The organism is Halomonas sp. RT37 (assembly GCF_040070525.1).
In the GTDB taxonomy this organism is placed as follows: domain Bacteria; phylum Pseudomonadota; class Gammaproteobacteria; order Pseudomonadales; family Halomonadaceae; genus Halomonas; species Halomonas litopenaei.
Genome location: NZ_CP098827.1, coordinates 3,820,258 through 3,839,604 on the forward strand (window position 1 = coordinate 3,820,258; position 19,347 = coordinate 3,839,604).

The window sequence follows — 19,347 nt, forward strand, 5'->3', positions numbered from 1 at the left end:
CAATAACAAGGGTTTACCTATATGACACTGCGCAAGCTCTTTACCGCTGGCCTGATCGGCACCGCGGTTCTCGCTTCTACCGCCCAGGCCGAGGTTCGTGACATCCGCATCGGCGTCGATGTGCCCTACGAGCCGATGGAATACCGCACCCCCGACGGCGAGCTGACCGGCTTCGACATCGATCTGGGTAACGCTCTTTGTGCTGAAGTCGGCATCCAGTGCGAGTGGGTGGTTCAGGGCTGGGACGGCATCATCCCCGGCCTGATGGCGCGCAAGTACGACGCCATCATGTCCTCCATGACCATCAACGACGAGCGTCGTGAGCAGGTGCTGTTCTCCGACCCCTACTTCACCCCGCCGTCCGCCTGGTTCGCCCCGACCGACCTGGAGATGGGCAACCCTGACGTCGAGTCCCTCGAGGGTCTGACCATCGGCGTGCAGCGTGGCACCCTGCAGGACAACTACGTCACCGACCTGTACGGCGACGTGGCCGATGTCAGCCGCTACGCCACCGCCGACGACCTGGTGCTGGACATGGACTCCGGCCGCGTCGACATCGGCTTCCTCGACTATCCGGTCGGCAAGTCGACCCTGCTGGACAGCGAGGCAGGCGACTACAAGGTGGTCGGTGAGCAGATCACCGAGCCCAAGGAGTACTTCGGTGACGGCTTCGGCATCGCCTTCCGTCAGCGTGACGAGGACCTGGCCAAGGCCTTCAACGAGGCGCTCGCCACCCTGAAGGACAACGGCACCTACGAAGAGATTCATGCCAAGTACTTTGCTGAATAAGTCTTTGCTGAATAAGCATCTTGCTGAAGCAACAAGTCCTGCCCGAGCCAACGCCTCGAGCAGGCACCGCGCCGGACCCTCTTGGGTCCGGTGTCACCACCGGCACTCGCTGGAACACTTGCTGTAGCACTCGCTAGAACACTCGACAGCACCTTGAAGCGACAGGACATCTTCGTGCCCCTGACCTGGCTCCCCATCTTCGCAGAGTCCCTTCCCCGGCTGCCCTGGCTGGATGGCTTTGCCCTGAGCGAATGGTTCGACGAATAGCATCCCCTGCGCATACTCCAATGCCTTGAAAGTTCTGCTTGTTCGCCCTCCCCTGGCGACATTGCCCTGTCTGTCGGCAGCTCCCTGCTGATGCATCGTTGCAGGGGTCCTACTCTGTGGTTATTCACTCTTTTCCAAGGAAATCCCCATGAATCGTTCCCCCCTTCTGCTGGCCTCCGCCCTGTCCGCGCTGATGATCGGCGCAGGCCCATCACTCGCCGAAGAGCCGCTGCGTCTGGCCGTCGATGTGCCCTACGAACCCTTCGAGTACAAGACCGCCGACGGTACCCTGACCGGCTTCGAGATCGACCTGGGCAACGCCGTCTGCGAGCGCCTCGAGATCCAGTGCACCTGGGTCGAACAGCCCTGGGACGGCATGATCCCGGCGCTGATGGCGCGCAAGTTCGACGCCATCATGTCGTCCATGGCGATCACCGAGGAACGCAGCCGCCAGGTGCTGTTTTCCGAGCCCTACTACACCACCCCGAGCGCCTGGATCACGCCGCGCGACCGCGACATCGACATCGCCGACAAGGCCAGCCTCGAGGGCCTGAGCGTCGGCGTGCAGCGCGCCACCCTGCAGGATCGCTACGTCACCGACCTGTACGGCGATGTGCTCGAAGTACGCCGCTACGCCAGTGCCGACGACGTGGTCGCCGACCTGCGTGCCGGCCGCCTGGACCTGACCTTCATGGACTACCCGATCGCCGAGGCGATGATCGACATCGATACCGAGCAGAGCGACTTCGTGCGCATCAGCGACTTCATCAAGGAGCCCGAGACCTACTTCGGCCAAGGCGTCGGCGTGGCCTTCCGCAAGCGCGACCGTGAACTCGCCGAACGTTTCAACGAGGCCCTGGCCGAGCTCAAGTCAGACGGTACCTACGACGAGATCATGAACGAGTACTTCAGCTACGACGTCAAACTGTGAACGTTGCCCTTTATCGTTCAGGCCGGCCTGCCCCAGGGCCGGCCCTGTCTCGGGAGCCACCATGCTGACCCTTCTGAAGAATGCCCGCCTCTACGCCCCTGCCGCGATGGGCCTGAAGCACCTGCTGATCACCGACCGCCGCATCGCGGCGGTGCTGGACCCCGAGGCCAGCGTCGATGAACACTTTCCCGGCCTCGAGGTACACGACCTCGAGGGCCGTCGAGTCATCCCTGGCCTGGTCGATCCACTGGTGCACATGACCGGCGGTGGTGGCGAAGGCGGCTTTGGCACCCGCACCCCCGAGCTCCGCCTCGAGGATGCCATCGCCTCCGGCGTCACCACCCTGGTGGGGGCGCTCGGCACCGACGCCCTGACCCGCACGCCGGCCAACCTGCTCGGCAAGGTACGCGAGCTCGCCGCCGGCGGCCTGAGCTGCTACGCCTACACCGGCTCCTACCAGCTGCCGCCGGTGACCCTGACCGGCTCGGTGGCCGAGGATATCGTCCATATCCCCGAGTTCATCGGCGTCGGTGAGGTCGCCATCAGCGACCATCGCGGCTCCCAGCCCAGCGCCCATGAGCTTGCTCGGCTGGCCTCCGAGAGCCGCACCGCAGGAATGCTCGCCGGCAAGTCCGGGATCGTCTTCATCCACACCGGCGACGCCGAAGGTGGCCTGGAGATCCTGCGTGAGGTAGCACGCACCACGGCCTTGCCCATCGCCCAGTTCATGCCGACCCACATCAACCGCACCGCGGCGCTGTTCGAGGATGGCCTGCGCTTCGCCCGGGACGGCGGGCGGATCGACTTCACCACCAGCACCACGCAGGAGCTTCTGGCCGACGGCGAGGTGCCGGCCTCCGAGGCCGCCGCCAGGGCGCTCAAGGCCCGCGTCGCCCCTTCGCGCATCAGCCTGTCCTCCGACGCCAACGCTTCCCTGCCCCGCTTTGACGCCGAGGGGCGATTCGTCGGCCTCGAGGCTGGCCGCCTGGACAGCCTGTTCGAGGTACTGGGCGAGTGCGTCAACGACCACGGCATCGCCCTGGAGGTCGCCGTGGGCCTCGCCAGCACCCACGCCGCAGACGCCCTCGGGCTCAAGCGCAAGGGACGTCTGGCGGTCGGTCAGGACGCCGACCTGCTGGTGCTCGGCGACGATGACTGGGCCATCGACCAGGTCTGGGCGCTGGGCCAATGCCTGCATCGGCGTGACACGAATCGTTAGGCGTGTAAGGATCTCTCCATCACCACGACTGATTACGGTCCCGCAAGCTGGCGTGTAACCTTGATGGCAAGCCATCGCGCCGAGCCTGCGTCTCCCCCACCCACGAGGAGAGCCCATGAAAACCTATGAAAAGTCACCCGAGGCCATCGCCCGACTGAACCGCGAGCAGTATCGGGTCACCCAGGAAAGCGGCACCGAGCGTCCCGGCACCGGGGAGCACCTGCACAACCAGGAGCCCGGCATCTACGTGGACATCGTCTCTGGCGAGCCGCTGTTCGCCTCGTCGGACAAGTACGAGTCCGGCTGTGGCTGGCCCAGCTTCACCAAGCCGATCGAGCCGGCCTACGTCAACGAGCTGGTGGATTCGTCCCATGGCATGATCCGCACCGAGGTGCGCTCGTCCCACGGTGACAGCCACCTGGGTCACGTCTTCAACGACGGCCCCAGGGACAAGGGAGGCATGCGCTACTGCATCAACTCGGCGTCGCTCAGGTTCATCCATCGCGATGACATGGAAGCCGAGGGCTACGGCGAATATCTGAATCAAGTCGAGGAGGTCTGAACATGGCACAACAACGCGCAGTTCTCGCAGGCGGATGCTTCTGGGGCATGCAGGATCTGATTCGCCAGTTGCCAGGGGTCGAGTACACCCGGGTCGGCTACACCGGTGGCGACGTGCAAAACGCCACCTATCGTAACCACGGAACCCACGCCGAGGGTATCGAGATCCTGTTCGATCCCGACGTGATCAGCTATCGCAAGCTGCTGGAGTACTTCTTCCAGATCCATGATCCGACCACGCCCAATCGTCAGGGCAACGACCGTGGCATGTCCTACCGCTCGGCCATCTACTACGTGGACGAGGAGCAGAAGCGTGAAGCGCTCGACACCATCGCCGACGTGGAAGCCTCGGGTCTGTGGCCCGGCAAGGTGGTCACCGAGGTCGAGCCGGTGGGGGATTTCTGGGAGGCCGAACCCGAGCACCAGGACTACCTGCAGCGCATTCCCCATGGCTACACCTGCCACTTCCCGCGCAAGGACTGGGTACTGCCCAGGCGCACCGAAGAGGCCTGATGCGCGTCGTCTGACAACGCCAACCAGGCCATCGCATCACGGACCCACCAGCGCCGCCCCTCGGGGCGGCGCTGTCGTGTCCGGCCCTTGGTGTCCTGTCCGGGCTCTCTGCAAGGGGAGCCGCGGGCTTGCGCCAGCCGGGCTCAACGCCGCGGATGGACGCCACCGACATGGGCATGCTCCAGCGTCTCGGGGGGATCGACCGGCTGGGACAGTTCATTGAGGATGCCGCACTCGCCGACCTTGCCCTGGCCTGCGCAGCGACGACGCAGGCCTTCCAGTTCGACCTTGAGCCTGGAGAGCTGTGCGATCCTCTGCTCGACGTGCCCCAGGTGCGCCTCGATCAGGGCGTCGGCCTCCTCGCAGGGCTGCTCGGGATCGTCCTGACAGACCAGCAGCGCGCGGATCTCGTCCAGCGTCATGTCCAGGGCGCGGCAGTGACGGATAAAGTCCAGGCGCTCGGCGTGGGCCTCACGATAGAGTCGATAGTTGCCCTCGCTGCGCGCAGGCTCGGGCAGCAGTCCTTCGCGCTCGTAGTAGCGCACCGTCTCCACCTTGACCCCGCTGCGTCTTGCCAGCTCGCCGATCTTCATGGGTTTTCCTCTCGCCAAACGTCCGTCCATTCTGGCCAGGCATCGACTGTCTCGTGCCAGCCCTTGACCCTATAGTGACTACAGGGTGTCAACTCTGACTCAGAGACCCGAGTGGAGTTCCCAGGATGGTAGATTCCCCCAAGATGGCAGATTCCCCTGAAGAGCGCAGCGCGAAAAGTACGAGCAAGGCCGGCTGCTGCGCCTCCAGTGCCACGCCCCGCACTGAAACCAAGACCGAAACTAGAGACGAAACAACAAGCGAAACCAGGCCGGCGGGAACCAGTACCTGCTGCGGGGCAGCCGAGACTGCCGACACCCCACAGAGCAGCGAAGCGTCCCCTTCGGCCAGCCGTCTTGCGCTGACCATCGACGAGATGTGCTGCCCCACCGAAGAAGGCGTGCTCAGAAAGGCGCTGGCCGATCTTCCCGGGGTCGAGGCACTGAGCTTCCAGCTGATGCAGCGTCGTCTGGTCGTCCATCACCAGGGTGTCGATCGCGACGCCCTGACCGCCCGTGTCCGCGATACCGGCATGACGCCTCGCTTCGAGGATGACCAAGGCGCGGATGCCACCGATGATTCCCGCAGCACCACGACGACGCCCTGGGGGCGCCTCGCGCTGGCCGGCATTCTGGCCCTGGGCGCCGAGGCCATCGGCTGGCTCGGGCTGACCGCTGGCTGGCTTACGCCGCTGCTGGCCATCGTCGCCATCGCCCTGGTCGGCATTCCCACCTGGAAAAAGGGCCTTGTGGCGCTACGCCACGGCACCCTCAACATCAATGCGCTGATGAGCGTAGCGGTGACCGGCGCTGTGCTGATCGGCCACTGGGCCGAGGCGGCCATGGTGATCGTGCTGTTCACCCTGGCCGAGCACCTCGAGGCCAGGTCGCTTGCACGCGCGCGCCAGGCCATCTCCGGGCTGCTCGACCTGGCCCCGCCCAGGGCACGGGTGCTGGATGAAGGAGAGTCTGGCACCGGCGAGTGGCGCGAGATCGACGCCGACGACGTCGCCATAGGTGATCTGGTCAGGGTACACGCCGGCGAGCGTCTGGCGCTGGACGGCGAGATCGTGCGCGGTGACCCTAGCCTGGATGAGGCGCCGATCACCGGCGAGAGTCTGCCGCGTGATCGCTCCCTCGGCGAGAGCGTCTACGCCGGCTCCATCAACCTGGCCGGCGACTTCGATTACCGCGTCACCCGGCGGGCCAATGACACCACCCTGGCGCGCATCATCCACGCGGTGGAAGAAGCCCAGTCCCGTCGTGCGCCTACGCAGCGCATCATCGATCGCTTCGCCGCCATCTACACCCCGGTGGTGTTCGTGCTGGCCGGGCTGGTCGCGCTGGGCTGGCCACTGCTCGGCCTCGGCCCCTGGCTCGACGGGGTCTACCGCGCCCTGGTGCTGCTGGTCATCGCCTGCCCCTGCGCGCTGGTGATCTCCACCCCGGTAACGGTGGTCAGCGGCCTCGGTGCCGCCGCACGCCAGGGTATCCTGATCAAGGGCGGGGTCTTTCTCGAGCAGGCCACCCGGCTCACCCACCTGGCGCTGGACAAGACCGGCACCCTGACCGAGGGCAAGCCACGGCTGGTGCGCTCAGCTGCGCTCGGTGACAGCAGCGACGCCGAGGGACAGCGCCTGGCCCTCGCCCTGGCGGAGCGCTCCAACCATCCGGTGTCCCGCGCCCTGGTGCAGGGGCTGGGCTCTCAGCCTACGGTGTCACTGGAAGGTGTCGAGGAGCGCGGCGGTCGTGGTCTGGTGGCAAGCGAGGCCGATAGCGGTGCGACGGTGTGGCTCGGCAACGCCCGCCTGGCCGGCGAGATGGGGGTCAGCCAGGCCCAGCTGACCAGCGGTGACGCCGACAACGACGACGCCGGCATCGTCTGGCTGGGGCGCGACGATCGGCTGCTGGCCTACTTCGCGGTCAGGGACGCCCTGCGCAGCACCAGCCGCCAAGCCATCGAGCGCCTGCATCGCCAGGGGGTGAGCGTCAGCATGCTCAGCGGCGACGCCCAGGCCAGGGTCGACGCCATCGCTCGTGAAGCTGGCATCGACGAGGCCTACGGTGAGCTGTTGCCGGAGGACAAGCTGGCGCGCCTGGACGCGCTGTCCCGCCGCGGTGTGTGCGCCATGGTCGGCGACGGCATCAACGACGCCCCGGCGCTGGCCCGGGCCGATATCGGCATCGCCATGGGCGCGGCAGGCAGCGACGTGGCCATCGAGACCGCCGATATCGCACTGATGAACGACGACCCGGCCAGCCTGCCACGGCTGATCGACCTGGCCCGCAGCACCCGCCGCCTGCTGGTGCAGAACATCGCCCTGGCGCTCGGCATCAAGGCGGTATTCCTGGCCCTGGCGCTGACCGGCCACGCCACCCTGTGGATGGCGGTGTTTGCCGACCTGGGCTCGAGCCTGCTGGTCGTCGGCAACGGACTGAGGATACTCAGACAGCGGTTTGATGGTTGATAGGCAAAGAGGGAGCACCTGAGCCTGGCTTTTCTGGCGAAGGAAGCTCCCATACTCCCGACCAACACCGCAGCGCGCCTAGTTGCCATGCAATCAGGTGACTACGATGAATGCACTGAATGCACTGGGAGACGCTACCTATGGCCATGCTGACGGTTCACAACCTTCCCGACGAGGTACATCGCGCCCTGCGCATCCGTGCGGCTCGACACGGTCATAGCATGGAGGCGGAGGTACGCGAGATCCTCGAGACGGCGGTATCGCTCAAGGGCAAGGTCAAGCTGGGTTCGTTGCTGGCCGATATTGGCAAGCAGGCCAGGCTGAGCGACAGCGAATTTGCCGTGTTCGAGCAGGCCCGCGACAAGACGCCTGCGCGACCGGTGAGTCCATAACCCGACGCGCCATCACGGTATCCCTTGCGACGAGTCGAACTGGGAGAAGGTGTCCCATACCGACATACGATCAAAGTCCTCCGGCACGCTGAACTGGCCATCAAGAAAGCCAAGCCGCCTCAGGTGCTCGGGCTCCGGTCTTTCGATGGAGGTAACCCGAACCACCGGCTTGCCCGCCATTGTAATGAAGCATCCTTCTCCCTGACGGACTCGCTCGACGAGCTGTACCAATTGCGTGCTGGCTTCTTCGATGTCAAAGGATCGCATGCTCTTCCCCGCGCCTGGTCACGACAAACTGCCTGCGACATGAGACAAGCGTACAGCCGTATTCAGCTTGCTGCAGTCATCGTCCCCCCTCCCTGACCGCCATCGCCTCGCGCATGAAGCGCAGTATCCACTCGGCCATCACGCCGTCGTCGATGCGTCCGGCTAGCGAGGCCTGGCCTGGCATGTCCGCCAGCTATTTGGCGGCCAGACCTCAATCGCTACCATGTTCTCGAATATACTGTTTCAGGGCCTGGTCGATGCGGCGCTGCCAGCCATCACCGCCCTGCTTGAAGTGGTCAATGACGTCCCGAGACAGACGGATCGACGTCTTCACCTTCGTCGGCGTTCGTTGCGCCCCCCGCTGTCCGATGGCCCGTTTGAGGTTTGCAGGCAACACCTCATCCATGGGGCGCATACGTTCGATATCCTCATCGGTGAGTTCCCGGACCTCACCTGTCCTGTCCGTGAGTCGCCTTGTCATAGCGCCGCACCTCCCGAGCGTTGGCCTTTCTCAAGCTGATGACGCGAATTCCACCTTCAATCGGCGTGAAGCACACCACGTGGGCCCGCTGACCGATCATCCCGATGGCAACAAACCGACGCTCCGGGTAATCGTTGCGCTTGTCTTCGGTCAGTAGCGCCCCTTCCCAATCGAAATGAGACACCTCGCTGAAGGGCAGGCCGCGCTCTCTGGCATTCCAAGCGCTCTTCCCCGGATCGAAGTCGATGATCATGCTTTAAATGTATGGACAAAAAAAGGCCAAGAAGGTTCGTTCTCCCACTACGCACTCGTTGCCGAAACTAATGCTTGCCAGGTGCCTTGGCTGCCACCACCAAATAATGGCCTCCATCTTGCGTCTCGTCACCCCTCCCTGACCGCCATCGCCTCGCGCATGAAGCGCAGTATCCACTCGGCCATCACGCCGTCGTCGATGCGTCCGGCCAGCGAGGCCTGGCCCTGGCGTACCCGTTCTTCCCCGACCAGGCCCTGGCGCAGTCGCATCAGGTCGCGGGAGTAGTCGGGGCGAAACTCGGGGTGGCCCTGGACGCCAAGAAAGCAGCGGCCGACGCGGATCAGGTAGTGGGGGCAGAAGCCGCTGCCGCCCAGGGTCGAGGCGCCTTCGGGCAGCGTCTCGACCTGATCCTGGTGGCTGACCAGCAGGTCGAGGTCATGCTGCCAGGGGGTCATCCAGGGCTCGCGCTCGCCGACCCGATTGTTGGAAAGCCCTACGCCCCAGCCCTTGGGACTCTTGATCACCTCGCCGCCCAACGCCTTGACGATCAACTGGTGACCGAAGCACACCCCCACCAGCGGCTTCTCGGCGCGATAGAGCGCGCGCACGAAGTCCTCGAGCCGGACGATCCAGGCGTGGCCGTCGTTGACCCCGAACTTCGATCCGGTGGTCAGCCAGGCGTCCACGGCCTCGACGTCATCGGGAATCTCGCCGTCCAGGCAGCGGTAGACCTGCCACTCGAGGCTGACCCCCAGAGAAAAGGCCGCCGGCGCCAGCAGCGCCTCGAACATGGCCGGATAGTTGCCGTGGGCGTCGATCAGCTCCGGCGCCACATCGTCGCACTGCAGTAGACCGATTCGCATGATGTTGTCCATCACCAGTACCCCCTTGACGCTGGCCGGCCACCTTGCCAGAGACGACCCGGGCGCCGCCAGGGCTACGTCATCGGGCGGGGCCGGGCGCTATTCCAAGCGCTATAGCCGGCCCTGCTGGGCCGCCAGGAAGATGCGTTGATAGTCCTCGGCCGTAAAGGCGATGGGATTGCTTGCCGCGGACGGGTCGACCACCGCCATTTCGCCGATCTTCACCGCCTCGGCGTCGTCGATGCCGATGGCCGCCAGGTCGTGGGGGATCGCGAGCCGCTCACGCAGCTCGAGCACCCAGTCGATGGCACTTGAGGTGCCCGGCTGGCGGATATCGAGATAGCGACACAGGCGCACCATGGGCTCGCCGATGGCGCGCTCGTTGGCCTTGAGCACATAGGGCATCAGGATGGCGTTCAAGGTGCCATGGTGAGCGTCGTACAGCGCCCCCAATGGATGGGCCAGGGCATGCATGGCGCCGAGCCCCCGCTGGAAGGCGGTGGCGCCCATGCTCGATGCCACCAGCATGTTGAGCCGGGCCTCCAGATCGTCGCCGTGGGCGTAGGCCCGGGGCAGATAGTCACGGACCCGGCGCATGCCCTCCACCGCGATGCCCTCGGCCATGGGGTGATAGCCCGGCGCGCACCAGGCCTCCAGACAGTGGGACAGGGCATCCATACCGGTAGCGGCGGTAACCGCAGGGGGCAGGCCCACGGTCAGGGTCGGGTCCAGGATCACCCGGGCCGGCACCATGCCGGGGTGGAAGATGATGCGCTTGACCCGCTCGGCCTCGTCGGTGATCACCGAGGCGCGTCCCACCTCCGAGCCGGTACCTGCGGTGGTCGGCACCGCCACCAGCGGCACGATGGCGTCGCCGTCGGCGTTCTTCCAGTTGTCGCCGACGTCCTCCAGCGACCACAGCGACAGGCCGTCGCGCTGATTGGCCATCAGCGCCACCGCCTTGGCCGCGTCGAGTCCGGAGCCTCCGCCGAAGGCGATCACGCCGTCGTGCTCACCCTGGCGGAAGGCGTCGACGCCGGCGATGACGTTGGCACCGGTGGGATTGCCCTTGATCTCGGCAAACAGCCCCGCCCTGAGTCCTTCGCCGGCGCAGTGATCGAGCACTTCGCGCACCATCGGCAGCGCCGCGAGCCCCGGATCGGTGATCAACAACGGCGCCGTCATGCCAAGCTCTCGGCACTGCGCTGGCAGATCACGAATTCGACCGGCGCCGGTGAGGATGGCCGAGGGGTAGTTCCAGCTGGTGGTGTAGCGGCTGATATCGCTCATGGTTGCCTCAGGCGTGTTTCAGGTGGAAGGACTTGGGCCGGGTCAGGCTGTCGAAGCCGAGCCGCGACAGCGAGCAGCCGCGCCCCGAATGCTTGACGCCGGTCCAGGCCAGCTCCGGATCCAGATAGTCGCAGCGGTTGACGAAGGCGGTGCCGACCTGAAGCCGCGCAGCCAGCGCTTCGCCGGCGACCAGGTCGCGGGTGAAGATCGCCCCGGTCAGGCCGAATTCGGAGTCATTCATCAAGGCGATGGCCTCGTCGTCGCCGTCCACCGCCATCACCCCGACAACCGGGCCGAAGCTCTCCTCGCGCATCACCGCCATGCTGTGGTCGACCCCGGTCAACAGCTGTGGCGCCAGATAGGCGCTGCCGGGGCGCGACAGCGGATACTCGCCGGGGTCGATCCAGGCGCGGGCGCCGGCGGCCACCGCCGCCTCCACCTGGCCCCGTACGAAGTCAGCGGCGGCGGGCTTGACCACCGGCCCCAGGCTGGTGGACGGGTCGCAGGGGTTGCCGAGCCTGAGCTGCTTCAGCCAGGCCACCGCCCGTTCGACGAAGTCATCGAAGATGGCACGCTCGACATAGATCCGCTCGATGCCACAGCAGCTCTGGCCCGAGTTGAAGAAGGCGCCGTCCATCACCCCTTCCACCGCGCTGTCCAGGTCGACGTCGGCACGCACATAGGCGGCGTCCTTGCCGCCGAGTTCCAGCGCCGTGGCGATAAAGCGCCCGGCGGTGGCGGCTTCGACGGTGCGACCACCGCCCACCGAGCCGGTGAAGGACACATGGTCGATGCGAGGGTCACCCATCAGGGACTCGGTGGCCTGGTGGCTCAGATGCAGGTACTGGAACACCCCCTCGGGGATACCCGACTCTCGGGCGGCCTCGACCATGCGCTCGGCACACAGCGGGGTCTGGGCGGAGTGCTTGAGGATCACCGCATTGCCGGCGAGGATCGCCGGCACCACGGCGTTCACCGCGGTCATGTAGGGGAAGTTCCAGGGCGCGACGATCAGCGAGACGCCCAGCGGTTCGCGGCGGATATAGCGGGTAAAGCCGGGCTTGTCGGCCAGGCGCAGCGGCGCGAGCGCCTCAGGCGCCATGGCGATCATCGCCCGGGCGCGCTCCTCGAAGCCGCCGATTTCCCCGCCGCCCTGAGAAATGGGCCGGCCCATCTGCCAGCACAGCTCCTCGGCGTGCTGATCGCGCCGGGCGACGAAGGCGTCCACCATCGCACTGCACAGGCGGCAGCGCTCGGCGACGTCACGTTCGCGCCAGTCCTGCTGGGCCTCGACCGCGCGGGCCAGGGCCGTTTCGATCTCGGCCGCGCCGGCCTGCTCGCGCTCCACGTACACCGAGCCGTCCACCGGCGATATCGTCTGTTGAATGGCCATGCAGTTCTCTCGTCTGTCGGTTGGCGGGATGCCGGGATGCCGGGATGCCGGGATGCCGGGATGCCGGGCATCCGCGTCAGATAATCTCGAAATAGCGATCGAGCTCCCAGTCGGTGATATGCCGACGGAATTCGCGCTCCTCCCACTCCCGGGTGGCGGCAAAGTGCTCGACGAAGTCGTCGCCGAAAAGCCCGCGCGCAGGCGTCGATGCCTTGAGCCGCTGGGCCGCCTCCCACAGGGTTCGCGGCAGCGCCTGGTGCTCGGGATGGTCGAGCTCGTAGGCGTTGCCGGTAACCGCGGTATCGGGCTCGAGCCCCTGCTCGATGCCATAAAGGCCGGCACCGATGGCCGCGGCCAGCGCCAGGTAGGGATTGGCGTCGGCGCTGCCGAGCCGGTATTCGACCCGCTGGGACTTGGCGCTGCCGGGGATCACGCGCAGGGCGGTGGTGCGATTCTCGACGCCCCAGGTGGCGTCCGTCGGCGCCCAGAAGCCGGGAATCAGCCGGGTGTAGCTGTTGATGGTGGGGGCGAACATGGCCAGAAACTCCGGCATCAGCCGCTGCTGGCCGGCGACGAAGTGACGCTGGATGGCGCTCATGGAGTGCTCGGCGTCGGCGTCGTAGAAAGCCGACTCGCCGCTCTCGAGGTGCTTTAACGACAGGTGGATATGGCCGCTCTGGCCGGGATAGTCCGGCGACCACTTGGCCATGAAGGTGGCCATCAGGCCGCGTCGCTGGGCCCACACCTTGGTGAAGGTCTTGAACAGCGCCGCCTTGTCGCCGGCGGCCAGCGCCTCGTCGACGCCGATGGCGGCCTCGAGCACGCCTGGCCCGGTCTCGGTGTGCAGCCCCTCGATGGGGAAGTCCATGCGCTGGGACAGCTCCAGCAGCTCGTGGTAGAGCTCGGCATGCACCGAACTCCTGAGCATGGAGTAGCCCATCATGTCCGGGGTCAGCGGACGCAGGTTGCGAAAGCCCTTCTCGCGCACCGATTCCGGCGTCTCCTGGAACATGAAGAATTCATACTCCAGCGAGCCGTGTACCGAGAAGCCCATCTCGGCGGCCCGGCCCAGCACTCGCCGCAGCAGGCCACGCGGACAGATCGCCTCGGCCCGCTCGGTGAATTCGGCCATGAACAGCAGCATGTCGCCTTCAAAGGGTACCTCGCGACAGCTCTCCGGCAGCACGCGCAACTGGGCGTCGGGATAGCCGGTGTGCCAGCCGGTGTAGCGCGTGTTGTCGTACAGCTCGTCCTTGCTGTCCCAGCCCAGCACCACATCGCAGAAGGCGAAGCCGCCGTCGAGGGCGGCAAAGAACTTGTCACGGTGCATGTACTTGCCGACCATCACCCCGTCCAGATCGAGGAAACCGATCTTGACGTGGGAGAGGTTGCGCGCCTCGACCACCCGGCGGGCGTCATCCGCCGTACGCACGTCCCTGGGATTGAGTCCTGACATCGATCACCCTCCTCATGGGCGAAGGAACAAGGGCGAAGAAACAACGGGCCGACCTTGATTGCCGAGCCGGCCCGCAACGCCCGATATCTACCGTGAGTGTCAGCTGAAGCGGTAGGGAGGTCCCGCCTGCTGCATGGTCTGACGATAGTCCTTGAGGATCTGCACCACCTTGGCGTTGCGCTCGCTCTGGCCTGCGATCTCGTCCCAGAAGCTCAGCGCCTCGTCCTCGATGGTCTGCCACTCGCTTTCCGGGATCGAGGTCAGCTCCAGCTTGCCGCCCTGGGTGCGGTAGTGGGCCTCGCCCCACCAGTACCAGTGCTGACGATAGTAGTGAGAGCTGTCCATGCACATTCTGAACAGTGTCTTCAGGTGATCCGGCAGCTCGTTCCAGCGCTCGCTGTTGGCGAAGTAGGAGCCGGCCCAGGCGCCGGAAATATTGTTGGTCAGGTAGTAGCTGGAGACGTCCGCCCAGCCCACGGTGTAGGCCTCGGTGATGCCGGCCCAGGCGATGCCGTCGAGTTCACGGGTCTGCATGGCGACCTCGATGTCCTCCCACGGCAGGGTCACCGGCACCACCCCGAAGCGGGTCAGGAAGCGCCCGGCGGTGGGGAAGGTGAAGACCCGTTTGCCCTCCAGGTCCTTGATGCTGCGGATCGGCTCCCGGGTGACAAAGTTGCAGGGGTCCCAGCTGCCGGAGCCGAGCCAGGTCACTCCCTCGATCTCGCCGTAGGCCTCCTCCCAGATTTCCTTGAGGCCGTAGTGGTTGAACAGGGTCGGCACGTCCAGGCTATAGCGCGAGGCGAACGGGAAGTAGCCGCCGAACACCGAGACATCGACCGGAGCATTGATCGAGTCGTCGTCGCTCTGCACCGCGTCGATGGTGCCCCGCTGCATCGCTCGAAACAGCTCGCCGGTGGGCACCAGCTGGTCGGAGAAGTACAGCTCGATCTCCATCTCGCCGTTGGCGGCCTTGTTGAAGGCCTCGATGGAGGGCTTGATCACGTGCTCCGCCAGGGCTGGCCCCGCATAGGTCTGCAGTCGCCAGCGGATCGGCGTCTTCGACTGGGCGTGGACGTAGGGGGCGGCCAGGGTGCCCGCCCCCACGGTGGCGGCGGTGGCGACACCGGCCTTCTTGAGGAAGTCGCGACGATTGGTCATCCGTTCTCTCCCGTTTTCGTTGTTGTTGCCTGACGTTGCGTCCGTAAAGGACGCCTGTGGTCGTCTTCTCCTGCCTTCTTTAAAGCTCCTTGCTTCACATCCCTGCCTGCCGGGCCAAGACCGCGACAGTCCTGCCTCAGTAGTCCCTGAACAGACCCGGCAGCCATAGCGCCAGCTCGGGAAACGCGGTGATCAGCGCAAGCCCCGCCAGCATGATGGCGACGAATGGCCAGACGCTGCGGTAGATGTCGCCGAGACTGATCTCCGGCGGGGCCATGGCGCGCATCAGAAAGAGGTTGTAGCCAAACGGTGGGGTCATGTAGGCGATCTGCACGGTGATGGTGTAGAGCACTCCGTACCAGATCGGGTCGAAGCCCAGGGTGATCACCAGCGGCACGTACAGCGGCGCCACGATCACCAGCATGGCTGTGTCGTCGAGGAACATGCCCAGCAGAATGTAAGACAGCTGCATCATCACCAGGATCTGCCAGGGGGTGAGGCCGAACTGGTCGAGGAATACCGACTCGATGGCGCGCACCGCGCCGAGACCGTCGAACACCGCGCCAAAGCACAGCGCCGCCAGGATGATCCACATGAACATGCAGGTGATGCCGAGCGAGCGGCGCACCGTGGTCTCGATCACCGCCAGCGTCAGACGGCGCTTGAACGCCGCCGCCAGGGTCGCCGACAGCGCCCCCACCGCGGCGCTCTCGACCAGGCTGGTGACGCCCATCACGAATAGCCCGGTCATGAAGAAGAAGATCGCCAGCGGCATAATGCCCGCGCGCAGAAGCTTCAGCTTGTCGGCGGTGGACAGGTTGCGCTCCTCCGGCGGCAGCGCCGGGCCCAGGCTCGGCTGCAGGCGACAACGCACCACGATGTAGATGACGAACATCGCCGCCAGGATCAACCCGGGGATGGCTCCGGCCAGCCATAGCTGGCTGACCGGCTGTCGCGCGATCATGCCGTAGAGCACCAGCACCACGCTGGGCGGCACCAGGATGCCAAGCGAGCTTCCGGCCTGGATCACCCCGGTGACCATGATCTTGTCGTAGCCCCGGCGCAGCAGTTCCGGCAGGGCGATGGTGGCACCGATGGCCATGCCGGCCACACTCAGTCCATTCATCGCCGAGACCACCACCATCAGCCCGATGGTACCCACGGCGAGCCCGCCCTTGAGCCCGCCCATCCATACGTGGAACATCTCGTAGAGCTCGGAGGCGATGCCCGACTCCGACAGCATGTAGCCCATGAAGATGAACAAAGGCAGGGTCAACAGCGGATACCAGTTCATCAACTGGATGGCAGCGCTGAACGGCATCTCCATGCCGCCATCGCCCCACAGCAAGAGCGCCGCCGCCGCGCCGACGAAGCCGATGACGCCGAACACCCGCTGTCCGGTCAACAGCAGCAACATCATCGAAGAGAACATCGTCAGCGCGATCATTTCATAGCTCATCGATCGCCCTCCGTCCCTGGCTCTGGCTTAGAAACAGCAACATCATCGACGCTCTCGACAAGGGCAGCATAAGCGCGATCATTTCATGGCTCATCGATCGCCCTCCGTCCCTGGCTCTGGCTTAGAAACAGCAACATCATCGACGCTCTCGACAAGGGCAGCGTAAGTGCGATCATTTCATGGCTCATTGATCGCCCTCCCCGTCCTTCCGGTCCTGCTCTTCCCTGCCGTCCTTCTCCCCCTCGGTCTGCTCGAGCGGGTGTCCTCTCAGCACGGCGATATCCTTGAACAGGGTCGACAGGCACTGGGCGAGCATCAGCGCTACCCCCAGGGTCATGATGATCTTGATCGGCGCCAGCGGCGGCGCCCAGGAGCTGTAGTTGGTCTCGCCGTACTTGATCGCGTAGCTGGTGCTGGAGATGCCGCCGGCCAGCAGGGTGGCGAGGAACACCAGCAACAGCAGCATGGTCAGGATGTCGCTCATGGCCTTGGCCCGTGGCGACAGTCGGGTATAGAAGAGATCCATGCGCACATGGTCGTCGAGCTGCATGGAGTAGGCGCCGCCCAGCAGAAAGTAGGCGACCATCAGGAACTGAGAGACCTCGACGCCCCAGATCAACGGCCGATCAAACAGGGTGCGCGAGAGCGAGGCATAGAGCAGGACCCCGATCATCACGAAGATCAGGTACATGACGATACGACCGATACGCCGATTGAATCGGTCCACGTAGCGGACGTAGAGACGAATGGCTGCCGGCATGGGCGCTCCCGGACACAAGAGGAATCTCCTGAGTCTTGGCCCAGCCTGGCCGGACGTGCCAGTTGCATCGACTTCAACGACGTGATGACTATCGAAGCTTTCGATACTGCTCAAGCAAAGTGCAGAGAAAAGCAGCCACTGCACCGAAACCGGCCATGCAACTGGCCATCGCCGGGAAGATCCTCAGACGGAAGTGACGATCTGCTCCTCGACCCAGGGCAGCTCCTCGGTGAGCGTGGCACGAAAGTCGCCGTCCAGCAGGCGGCGGGCGTCCCGCGCCAGCTGTCCAGGCAAGCCACCGAGTTCGTCGCGCCTGGCGACCAGCGTCAACGAGCGCTTGAGCGGCGCCAGCGGCAGCGCTTCGATGCGCACCCTGAGCTGATCGAGCCCCGCCTGATACAGGCACAGCGGGGTCGTCACGGTAAAGCCGACGCCGTCGCTCACCGCCTTGAGCAAGGCGCAGGTATTGTCCAGGTGCAGCCGCGCCGGCAGCTCTACTCCGGCCAGGCGCAGGTGGCGCTCGATACTCTGGCCGATCAGCGACTGTGGCACATAGCGCACGAAGTCGAGCTGACGCGATAGCCAGCGCAGATTGTCAGCAGGCCCCGTCCAGCTCGCCGGCAACACCAGCACAAAGGGCTCGTCCAGCACCCTGTGACGCTCCAGGCCATCGTAGTTTTCCAGCCGATCGTCGGAGATGATCACGTCCACGTGCCGCGTCAGCAGCGAGTGGCCGTGCATGTGCGAAAGCCCGGTGGTCAGGGTGTAGTCACGGGTGTGGCGGCGGATGACATCGATCAGCGGCTTGCCCACGGCGGTGGCCAGCGAATCTACCAGCGCCAGGCGCATCTGATGCAATTGACCAAAGGCGCCGGTGATCAGTTCGCGGCGGGTATCCCGGGCCTCGCCCAGCAGACGGCGGGCACGGTCATAAAAGAAGCGTCCGGCGCTGGTGGGTTCCAGCGGCCGCGAGCGGCGCTCGAACAGCGCCAGCCCCAGGCTCTCTTCGAGGGTCGCCAGACAATGCGACACCGACGACTGGGTCAGGCCGAGCGCCTCGGCGGCGGCGCTCTGGCTACCGCGTTCCAGGGTCTCGACGAAGATTTCCATACTGCGCAGGTCGAAGCCGAAGCCATTCTTCATGGCGTCTCCTCGGTGGTGATGTTGTTATTGTCTCGGCGCTGTTGTCGGCTCTTGCAGGGGCTGTCGCAGCGATCCTTGACCCGGTGCTGATCCTGGTCGGTGTCGAAGCTCTACTCTGACTCCTGCGGAACTTGTCGGCCCGGCACAAGTCTACCCTGGCAAGCCGAACAACAGGGAAGTCCGATGACCTACGTCGCCAGCGCCAGCTACCACGAACGACCGTCCTCCCACTGGACCGGCTGGGGCCAGTGGATCGCGCTTGTCACCATGACCCTGGACCACCTGGCACGCTACCTGGCCACCGACGCCTGGCACCTTGGCTGGGTCGACTCGAGCGTGGGCCGTATCGCCTTTCCGCTGTTCGCCGGCATGGTCGCCTGGCACGGGCTATTCAATACCCGTGATCCGCTGCGCTACGCACGCCGGGTGATGATCATCGGTCTGCTGGCCCAGTTACCCTACCAACTGATGCCCCGCGAGGCGCTGTTTCAGCTCAACATCTGCTTTACCCTGGCGCTCGGGCTGATGGCCGGCCACTGGCTTGAGCAACTGACCCGGCGACAGGAAGCCGGAGAGCTCGGCCATGTACGCCTGGCGCTGGAAACCCTCGGCGTGGCAACCGGCTGGTACTTTGCCGGCTTCTGGGTCGAATACGGCCACCATGGCCTGTTGCTGGTGCCGTTTTTCATGCTCGGCATGGGCCAGCTCCATCGTACCGACGACGCCCTGCTCTCGCGCCTGCTGGCGGTGGTCGGCTGCCTGCCGCTGCTGCTGGTGGCAGGCATGATGAACAGCTCCGACATGGCCAAGTCGGTGACCGTGGCCACGGTCCTGGCGGTACTGCTGCTGGCCGCTGGTGCTCACCGGCTATGCCGCGCGCCCGGCATCGTCATGCCGCGGCGGATGTGGCTCGCATGGTATCCCGCCCACTTCGCGGTGATCGCCGCCATCCTGCTATGGACCGGCAACGCCCAGATCATGTAACGGTACCGGCAACGCCCAGAGAACCCGCCAAGGTGGCTCGCCTGCTCTTGATACCCCCAGGCCCACTTCGCGGTGATCGCCGCCATTCTGCTGTGGAACGGCAACGCCCA

At 65.4% G+C, this 19,347-nt stretch carries 20 protein-coding genes; 8 read left to right on the top strand and 12 right to left on the bottom strand.

Translation table 11 applies throughout. From position 1 onward, the window contains the following. Nucleotides 1-27: 27 nt before the first annotated feature. The 5 genes from NFG58_RS16560 to msrA all read left to right on the top strand — a co-directional run bounded on the left by NFG58_RS16560 (nucleotide 28) and on the right by msrA (nucleotide 4,280). Nucleotides 28-789, top strand: a complete 762-nt coding sequence (locus NFG58_RS16560; RefSeq protein WP_045992836.1) for a transporter substrate-binding domain-containing protein — start codon at nucleotides 28-30, stop codon at nucleotides 787-789. Between the two features lie 415 nt (nucleotides 790-1,204). Continuing rightward, nucleotides 1,205-1,987, top strand: coding sequence for a transporter substrate-binding domain-containing protein (locus NFG58_RS16565; RefSeq protein WP_253553179.1), 783 nt, complete (start codon nucleotides 1,205-1,207; stop codon nucleotides 1,985-1,987). 61 nt (nucleotides 1,988-2,048) lie between these two features. After that, nucleotides 2,049-3,206, top strand: coding sequence for a beta-aspartyl-peptidase (gene iadA, locus NFG58_RS16570; RefSeq protein WP_348827002.1), 1,158 nt, complete (start codon nucleotides 2,049-2,051; stop codon nucleotides 3,204-3,206). 115 nt (nucleotides 3,207-3,321) lie between these two features. Next, nucleotides 3,322-3,768: a peptide-methionine (R)-S-oxide reductase MsrB gene (msrB, locus tag NFG58_RS16575; protein ID WP_045992796.1), complete on the top strand. Its 447-nt coding sequence runs from the start codon at nucleotides 3,322-3,324 to the stop codon at nucleotides 3,766-3,768. Nucleotides 3,769-3,770: 2 nt separating this feature from the next. Next, nucleotides 3,771-4,280, top strand: coding sequence for a peptide-methionine (S)-S-oxide reductase MsrA (msrA, locus tag NFG58_RS16580; RefSeq protein WP_045992797.1), 510 nt, complete (start codon nucleotides 3,771-3,773; stop codon nucleotides 4,278-4,280). A 143-nt stretch (nucleotides 4,281-4,423) separates the two neighbouring features. Here msrA and cadR read toward each other — a convergent pair whose 3' ends face one another. After that, on the bottom strand, nucleotides 4,424-4,873 hold the full coding sequence (gene cadR / locus NFG58_RS16585) for a Cd(II)/Pb(II)-responsive transcriptional regulator (RefSeq protein ID WP_045992798.1): 450 nt from the start codon (nucleotides 4,871-4,873) through the stop codon (nucleotides 4,424-4,426). 374 nt (nucleotides 4,874-5,247) lie between these two features. Here cadR and NFG58_RS16590 point away from each other — a divergent pair, with 374 nt between their 5' ends. Both NFG58_RS16590 and NFG58_RS16595 read left to right on the top strand, forming a co-directional pair. Further along, nucleotides 5,248-7,338 carry a cation-translocating P-type ATPase gene (locus tag NFG58_RS16590; RefSeq protein ID WP_348827003.1) on the top strand — a complete coding sequence of 697 codons (2,091 nt, stop codon included), beginning with the start codon at nucleotides 5,248-5,250 and terminating at the stop codon, nucleotides 7,336-7,338. 140 nt (nucleotides 7,339-7,478) lie between these two features. Beyond that, on the top strand, nucleotides 7,479-7,730 hold the full coding sequence (locus NFG58_RS16595) for a plasmid stabilization protein (protein WP_287164245.1): 252 nt from the start codon (nucleotides 7,479-7,481) through the stop codon (nucleotides 7,728-7,730). Between the two features lie 12 nt (nucleotides 7,731-7,742). Here NFG58_RS16595 and NFG58_RS16600 read toward each other — a convergent pair whose 3' ends face one another. The 11 genes from NFG58_RS16600 to NFG58_RS16650 all read right to left on the bottom strand — a co-directional run bounded on the left by NFG58_RS16600 (nucleotide 7,743) and on the right by NFG58_RS16650 (nucleotide 18,253). Continuing rightward, the gene (locus NFG58_RS16600; RefSeq protein ID WP_045992800.1) at nucleotides 7,743-7,997 is read right to left on the bottom strand and encodes a type II toxin-antitoxin system prevent-host-death family antitoxin; all 255 of its coding nucleotides are present in this window, start codon (nucleotides 7,995-7,997) and stop codon (nucleotides 7,743-7,745) included. 211 nt (nucleotides 7,998-8,208) lie between these two features. Continuing rightward, entirely contained in the window at nucleotides 8,209-8,478 is a 270-nt protein-coding gene (locus NFG58_RS16605; RefSeq protein WP_108132401.1) for a BrnA antitoxin family protein, read from the bottom strand. Beyond that, complete coding sequence (locus NFG58_RS16610; RefSeq protein WP_108132400.1) at nucleotides 8,447-8,731, bottom strand: BrnT family toxin; 285 nt, start codon at nucleotides 8,729-8,731, stop codon at nucleotides 8,447-8,449. Before NFG58_RS16610 ends, NFG58_RS16605 begins: the two co-directional genes overlap by 32 nt. Before the next feature lie 128 nt (nucleotides 8,732-8,859). Then, nucleotides 8,860-9,594: a GMP synthase gene (locus NFG58_RS16615; protein WP_348827004.1), complete on the bottom strand. Its 735-nt coding sequence runs from the start codon at nucleotides 9,592-9,594 to the stop codon at nucleotides 8,860-8,862. A gap of 111 nt (nucleotides 9,595-9,705) precedes the next feature. Then, nucleotides 9,706-10,884: an iron-containing alcohol dehydrogenase gene (locus NFG58_RS16620; RefSeq protein ID WP_185696393.1), complete on the bottom strand. Its 1,179-nt coding sequence runs from the start codon at nucleotides 10,882-10,884 to the stop codon at nucleotides 9,706-9,708. Between the two features lie 7 nt (nucleotides 10,885-10,891). Continuing rightward, a complete protein-coding gene (locus NFG58_RS16625) occupies nucleotides 10,892-12,277 on the bottom strand; it encodes an aldehyde dehydrogenase family protein (RefSeq protein WP_348827005.1) in 1,386 nt (461 codons plus the stop codon). 76 nt (nucleotides 12,278-12,353) lie between these two features. Then, on the bottom strand, nucleotides 12,354-13,733 hold the full coding sequence (locus NFG58_RS16630) for a glutamine synthetase (RefSeq protein WP_348827006.1): 1,380 nt from the start codon (nucleotides 13,731-13,733) through the stop codon (nucleotides 12,354-12,356). 99 nt (nucleotides 13,734-13,832) lie between these two features. Beyond that, nucleotides 13,833-14,891, bottom strand: a complete 1,059-nt coding sequence (locus NFG58_RS16635; RefSeq protein WP_348827007.1) for a twin-arginine translocation signal domain-containing protein — start codon at nucleotides 14,889-14,891, stop codon at nucleotides 13,833-13,835. A gap of 136 nt (nucleotides 14,892-15,027) precedes the next feature. Beyond that, a complete protein-coding gene (locus NFG58_RS16640; protein WP_045992804.1) occupies nucleotides 15,028-16,350 on the bottom strand; it encodes a TRAP transporter large permease subunit in 1,323 nt (440 codons plus the stop codon). A 184-nt stretch (nucleotides 16,351-16,534) separates the two neighbouring features. Continuing rightward, nucleotides 16,535-17,110: a TRAP transporter small permease subunit gene (locus NFG58_RS16645; RefSeq protein WP_348827008.1), complete on the bottom strand. Its 576-nt coding sequence runs from the start codon at nucleotides 17,108-17,110 to the stop codon at nucleotides 16,535-16,537. A gap of 183 nt (nucleotides 17,111-17,293) precedes the next feature. Beyond that, the gene (locus NFG58_RS16650; RefSeq protein ID WP_045992806.1) at nucleotides 17,294-18,253 is read right to left on the bottom strand and encodes a LysR family transcriptional regulator; all 960 of its coding nucleotides are present in this window, start codon (nucleotides 18,251-18,253) and stop codon (nucleotides 17,294-17,296) included. Nucleotides 18,254-18,436: 183 nt separating this feature from the next. Here NFG58_RS16650 and NFG58_RS16655 point away from each other — a divergent pair, with 183 nt between their 5' ends. Next, the gene (locus tag NFG58_RS16655) at nucleotides 18,437-19,237 is read left to right on the top strand and encodes a TraX family protein (RefSeq protein WP_108132396.1); all 801 of its coding nucleotides are present in this window, start codon (nucleotides 18,437-18,439) and stop codon (nucleotides 19,235-19,237) included. Nucleotides 19,238-19,347: the final 110 nt, after the last annotated feature.

What these genes read in the sequence shown, in the direction of transcription:
- msrA (WP_045992797.1), top strand. Translation starts at nt 3,771, where the DNA reads ATGGCACAACAACGCGCAGTTCTCGCAGGCGGATGCTTCTGGGGCATG.
- NFG58_RS16630 (WP_348827006.1), bottom strand. Translation starts at nt 13,733, where the DNA reads ATGTCAGGACTCAATCCCAGGGACGTGCGTACGGCGGATGACGCCCGC.
- iadA (WP_348827002.1), top strand. Translation starts at nt 2,049, where the DNA reads ATGCTGACCCTTCTGAAGAATGCCCGCCTCTACGCCCCTGCCGCGATG.
- NFG58_RS16600 (WP_045992800.1), bottom strand. Translation starts at nt 7,997, where the DNA reads ATGCGATCCTTTGACATCGAAGAAGCCAGCACGCAATTGGTACAGCTC.
- NFG58_RS16590 (WP_348827003.1), top strand. Translation starts at nt 5,248, where the DNA reads ATGTGCTGCCCCACCGAAGAAGGCGTGCTCAGAAAGGCGCTGGCCGAT.
- cadR (WP_045992798.1), bottom strand. Translation starts at nt 4,873, where the DNA reads ATGAAGATCGGCGAGCTGGCAAGACGCAGCGGGGTCAAGGTGGAGACG.
- NFG58_RS16610 (WP_108132400.1), bottom strand. Translation starts at nt 8,731, where the DNA reads ATGATCATCGACTTCGATCCGGGGAAGAGCGCTTGGAATGCCAGAGAG.
- NFG58_RS16655 (WP_108132396.1), top strand. Translation starts at nt 18,437, where the DNA reads ATGACCTACGTCGCCAGCGCCAGCTACCACGAACGACCGTCCTCCCAC.
- NFG58_RS16635 (WP_348827007.1), bottom strand. Translation starts at nt 14,891, where the DNA reads ATGACCAATCGTCGCGACTTCCTCAAGAAGGCCGGTGTCGCCACCGCC.
- NFG58_RS16605 (WP_108132401.1), bottom strand. Translation starts at nt 8,478, where the DNA reads ATGACAAGGCGACTCACGGACAGGACAGGTGAGGTCCGGGAACTCACC.
- NFG58_RS16615 (WP_348827004.1), bottom strand. Translation starts at nt 9,594, where the DNA reads ATGCGAATCGGTCTACTGCAGTGCGACGATGTGGCGCCGGAGCTGATC.
- NFG58_RS16645 (WP_348827008.1), bottom strand. Translation starts at nt 17,110, where the DNA reads ATGCCGGCAGCCATTCGTCTCTACGTCCGCTACGTGGACCGATTCAAT.
- NFG58_RS16620 (WP_185696393.1), bottom strand. Translation starts at nt 10,884, where the DNA reads ATGAGCGATATCAGCCGCTACACCACCAGCTGGAACTACCCCTCGGCC.
- NFG58_RS16640 (WP_045992804.1), bottom strand. Translation starts at nt 16,350, where the DNA reads ATGAGCTATGAAATGATCGCGCTGACGATGTTCTCTTCGATGATGTTG.
- NFG58_RS16650 (WP_045992806.1), bottom strand. Translation starts at nt 18,253, where the DNA reads ATGAAGAATGGCTTCGGCTTCGACCTGCGCAGTATGGAAATCTTCGTC.
- NFG58_RS16565 (WP_253553179.1), top strand. Translation starts at nt 1,205, where the DNA reads ATGAATCGTTCCCCCCTTCTGCTGGCCTCCGCCCTGTCCGCGCTGATG.
- msrB (WP_045992796.1), top strand. Translation starts at nt 3,322, where the DNA reads ATGAAAACCTATGAAAAGTCACCCGAGGCCATCGCCCGACTGAACCGC.
- NFG58_RS16595 (WP_287164245.1), top strand. Translation starts at nt 7,479, where the DNA reads ATGGCCATGCTGACGGTTCACAACCTTCCCGACGAGGTACATCGCGCC.
- NFG58_RS16625 (WP_348827005.1), bottom strand. Translation starts at nt 12,277, where the DNA reads ATGGCCATTCAACAGACGATATCGCCGGTGGACGGCTCGGTGTACGTG.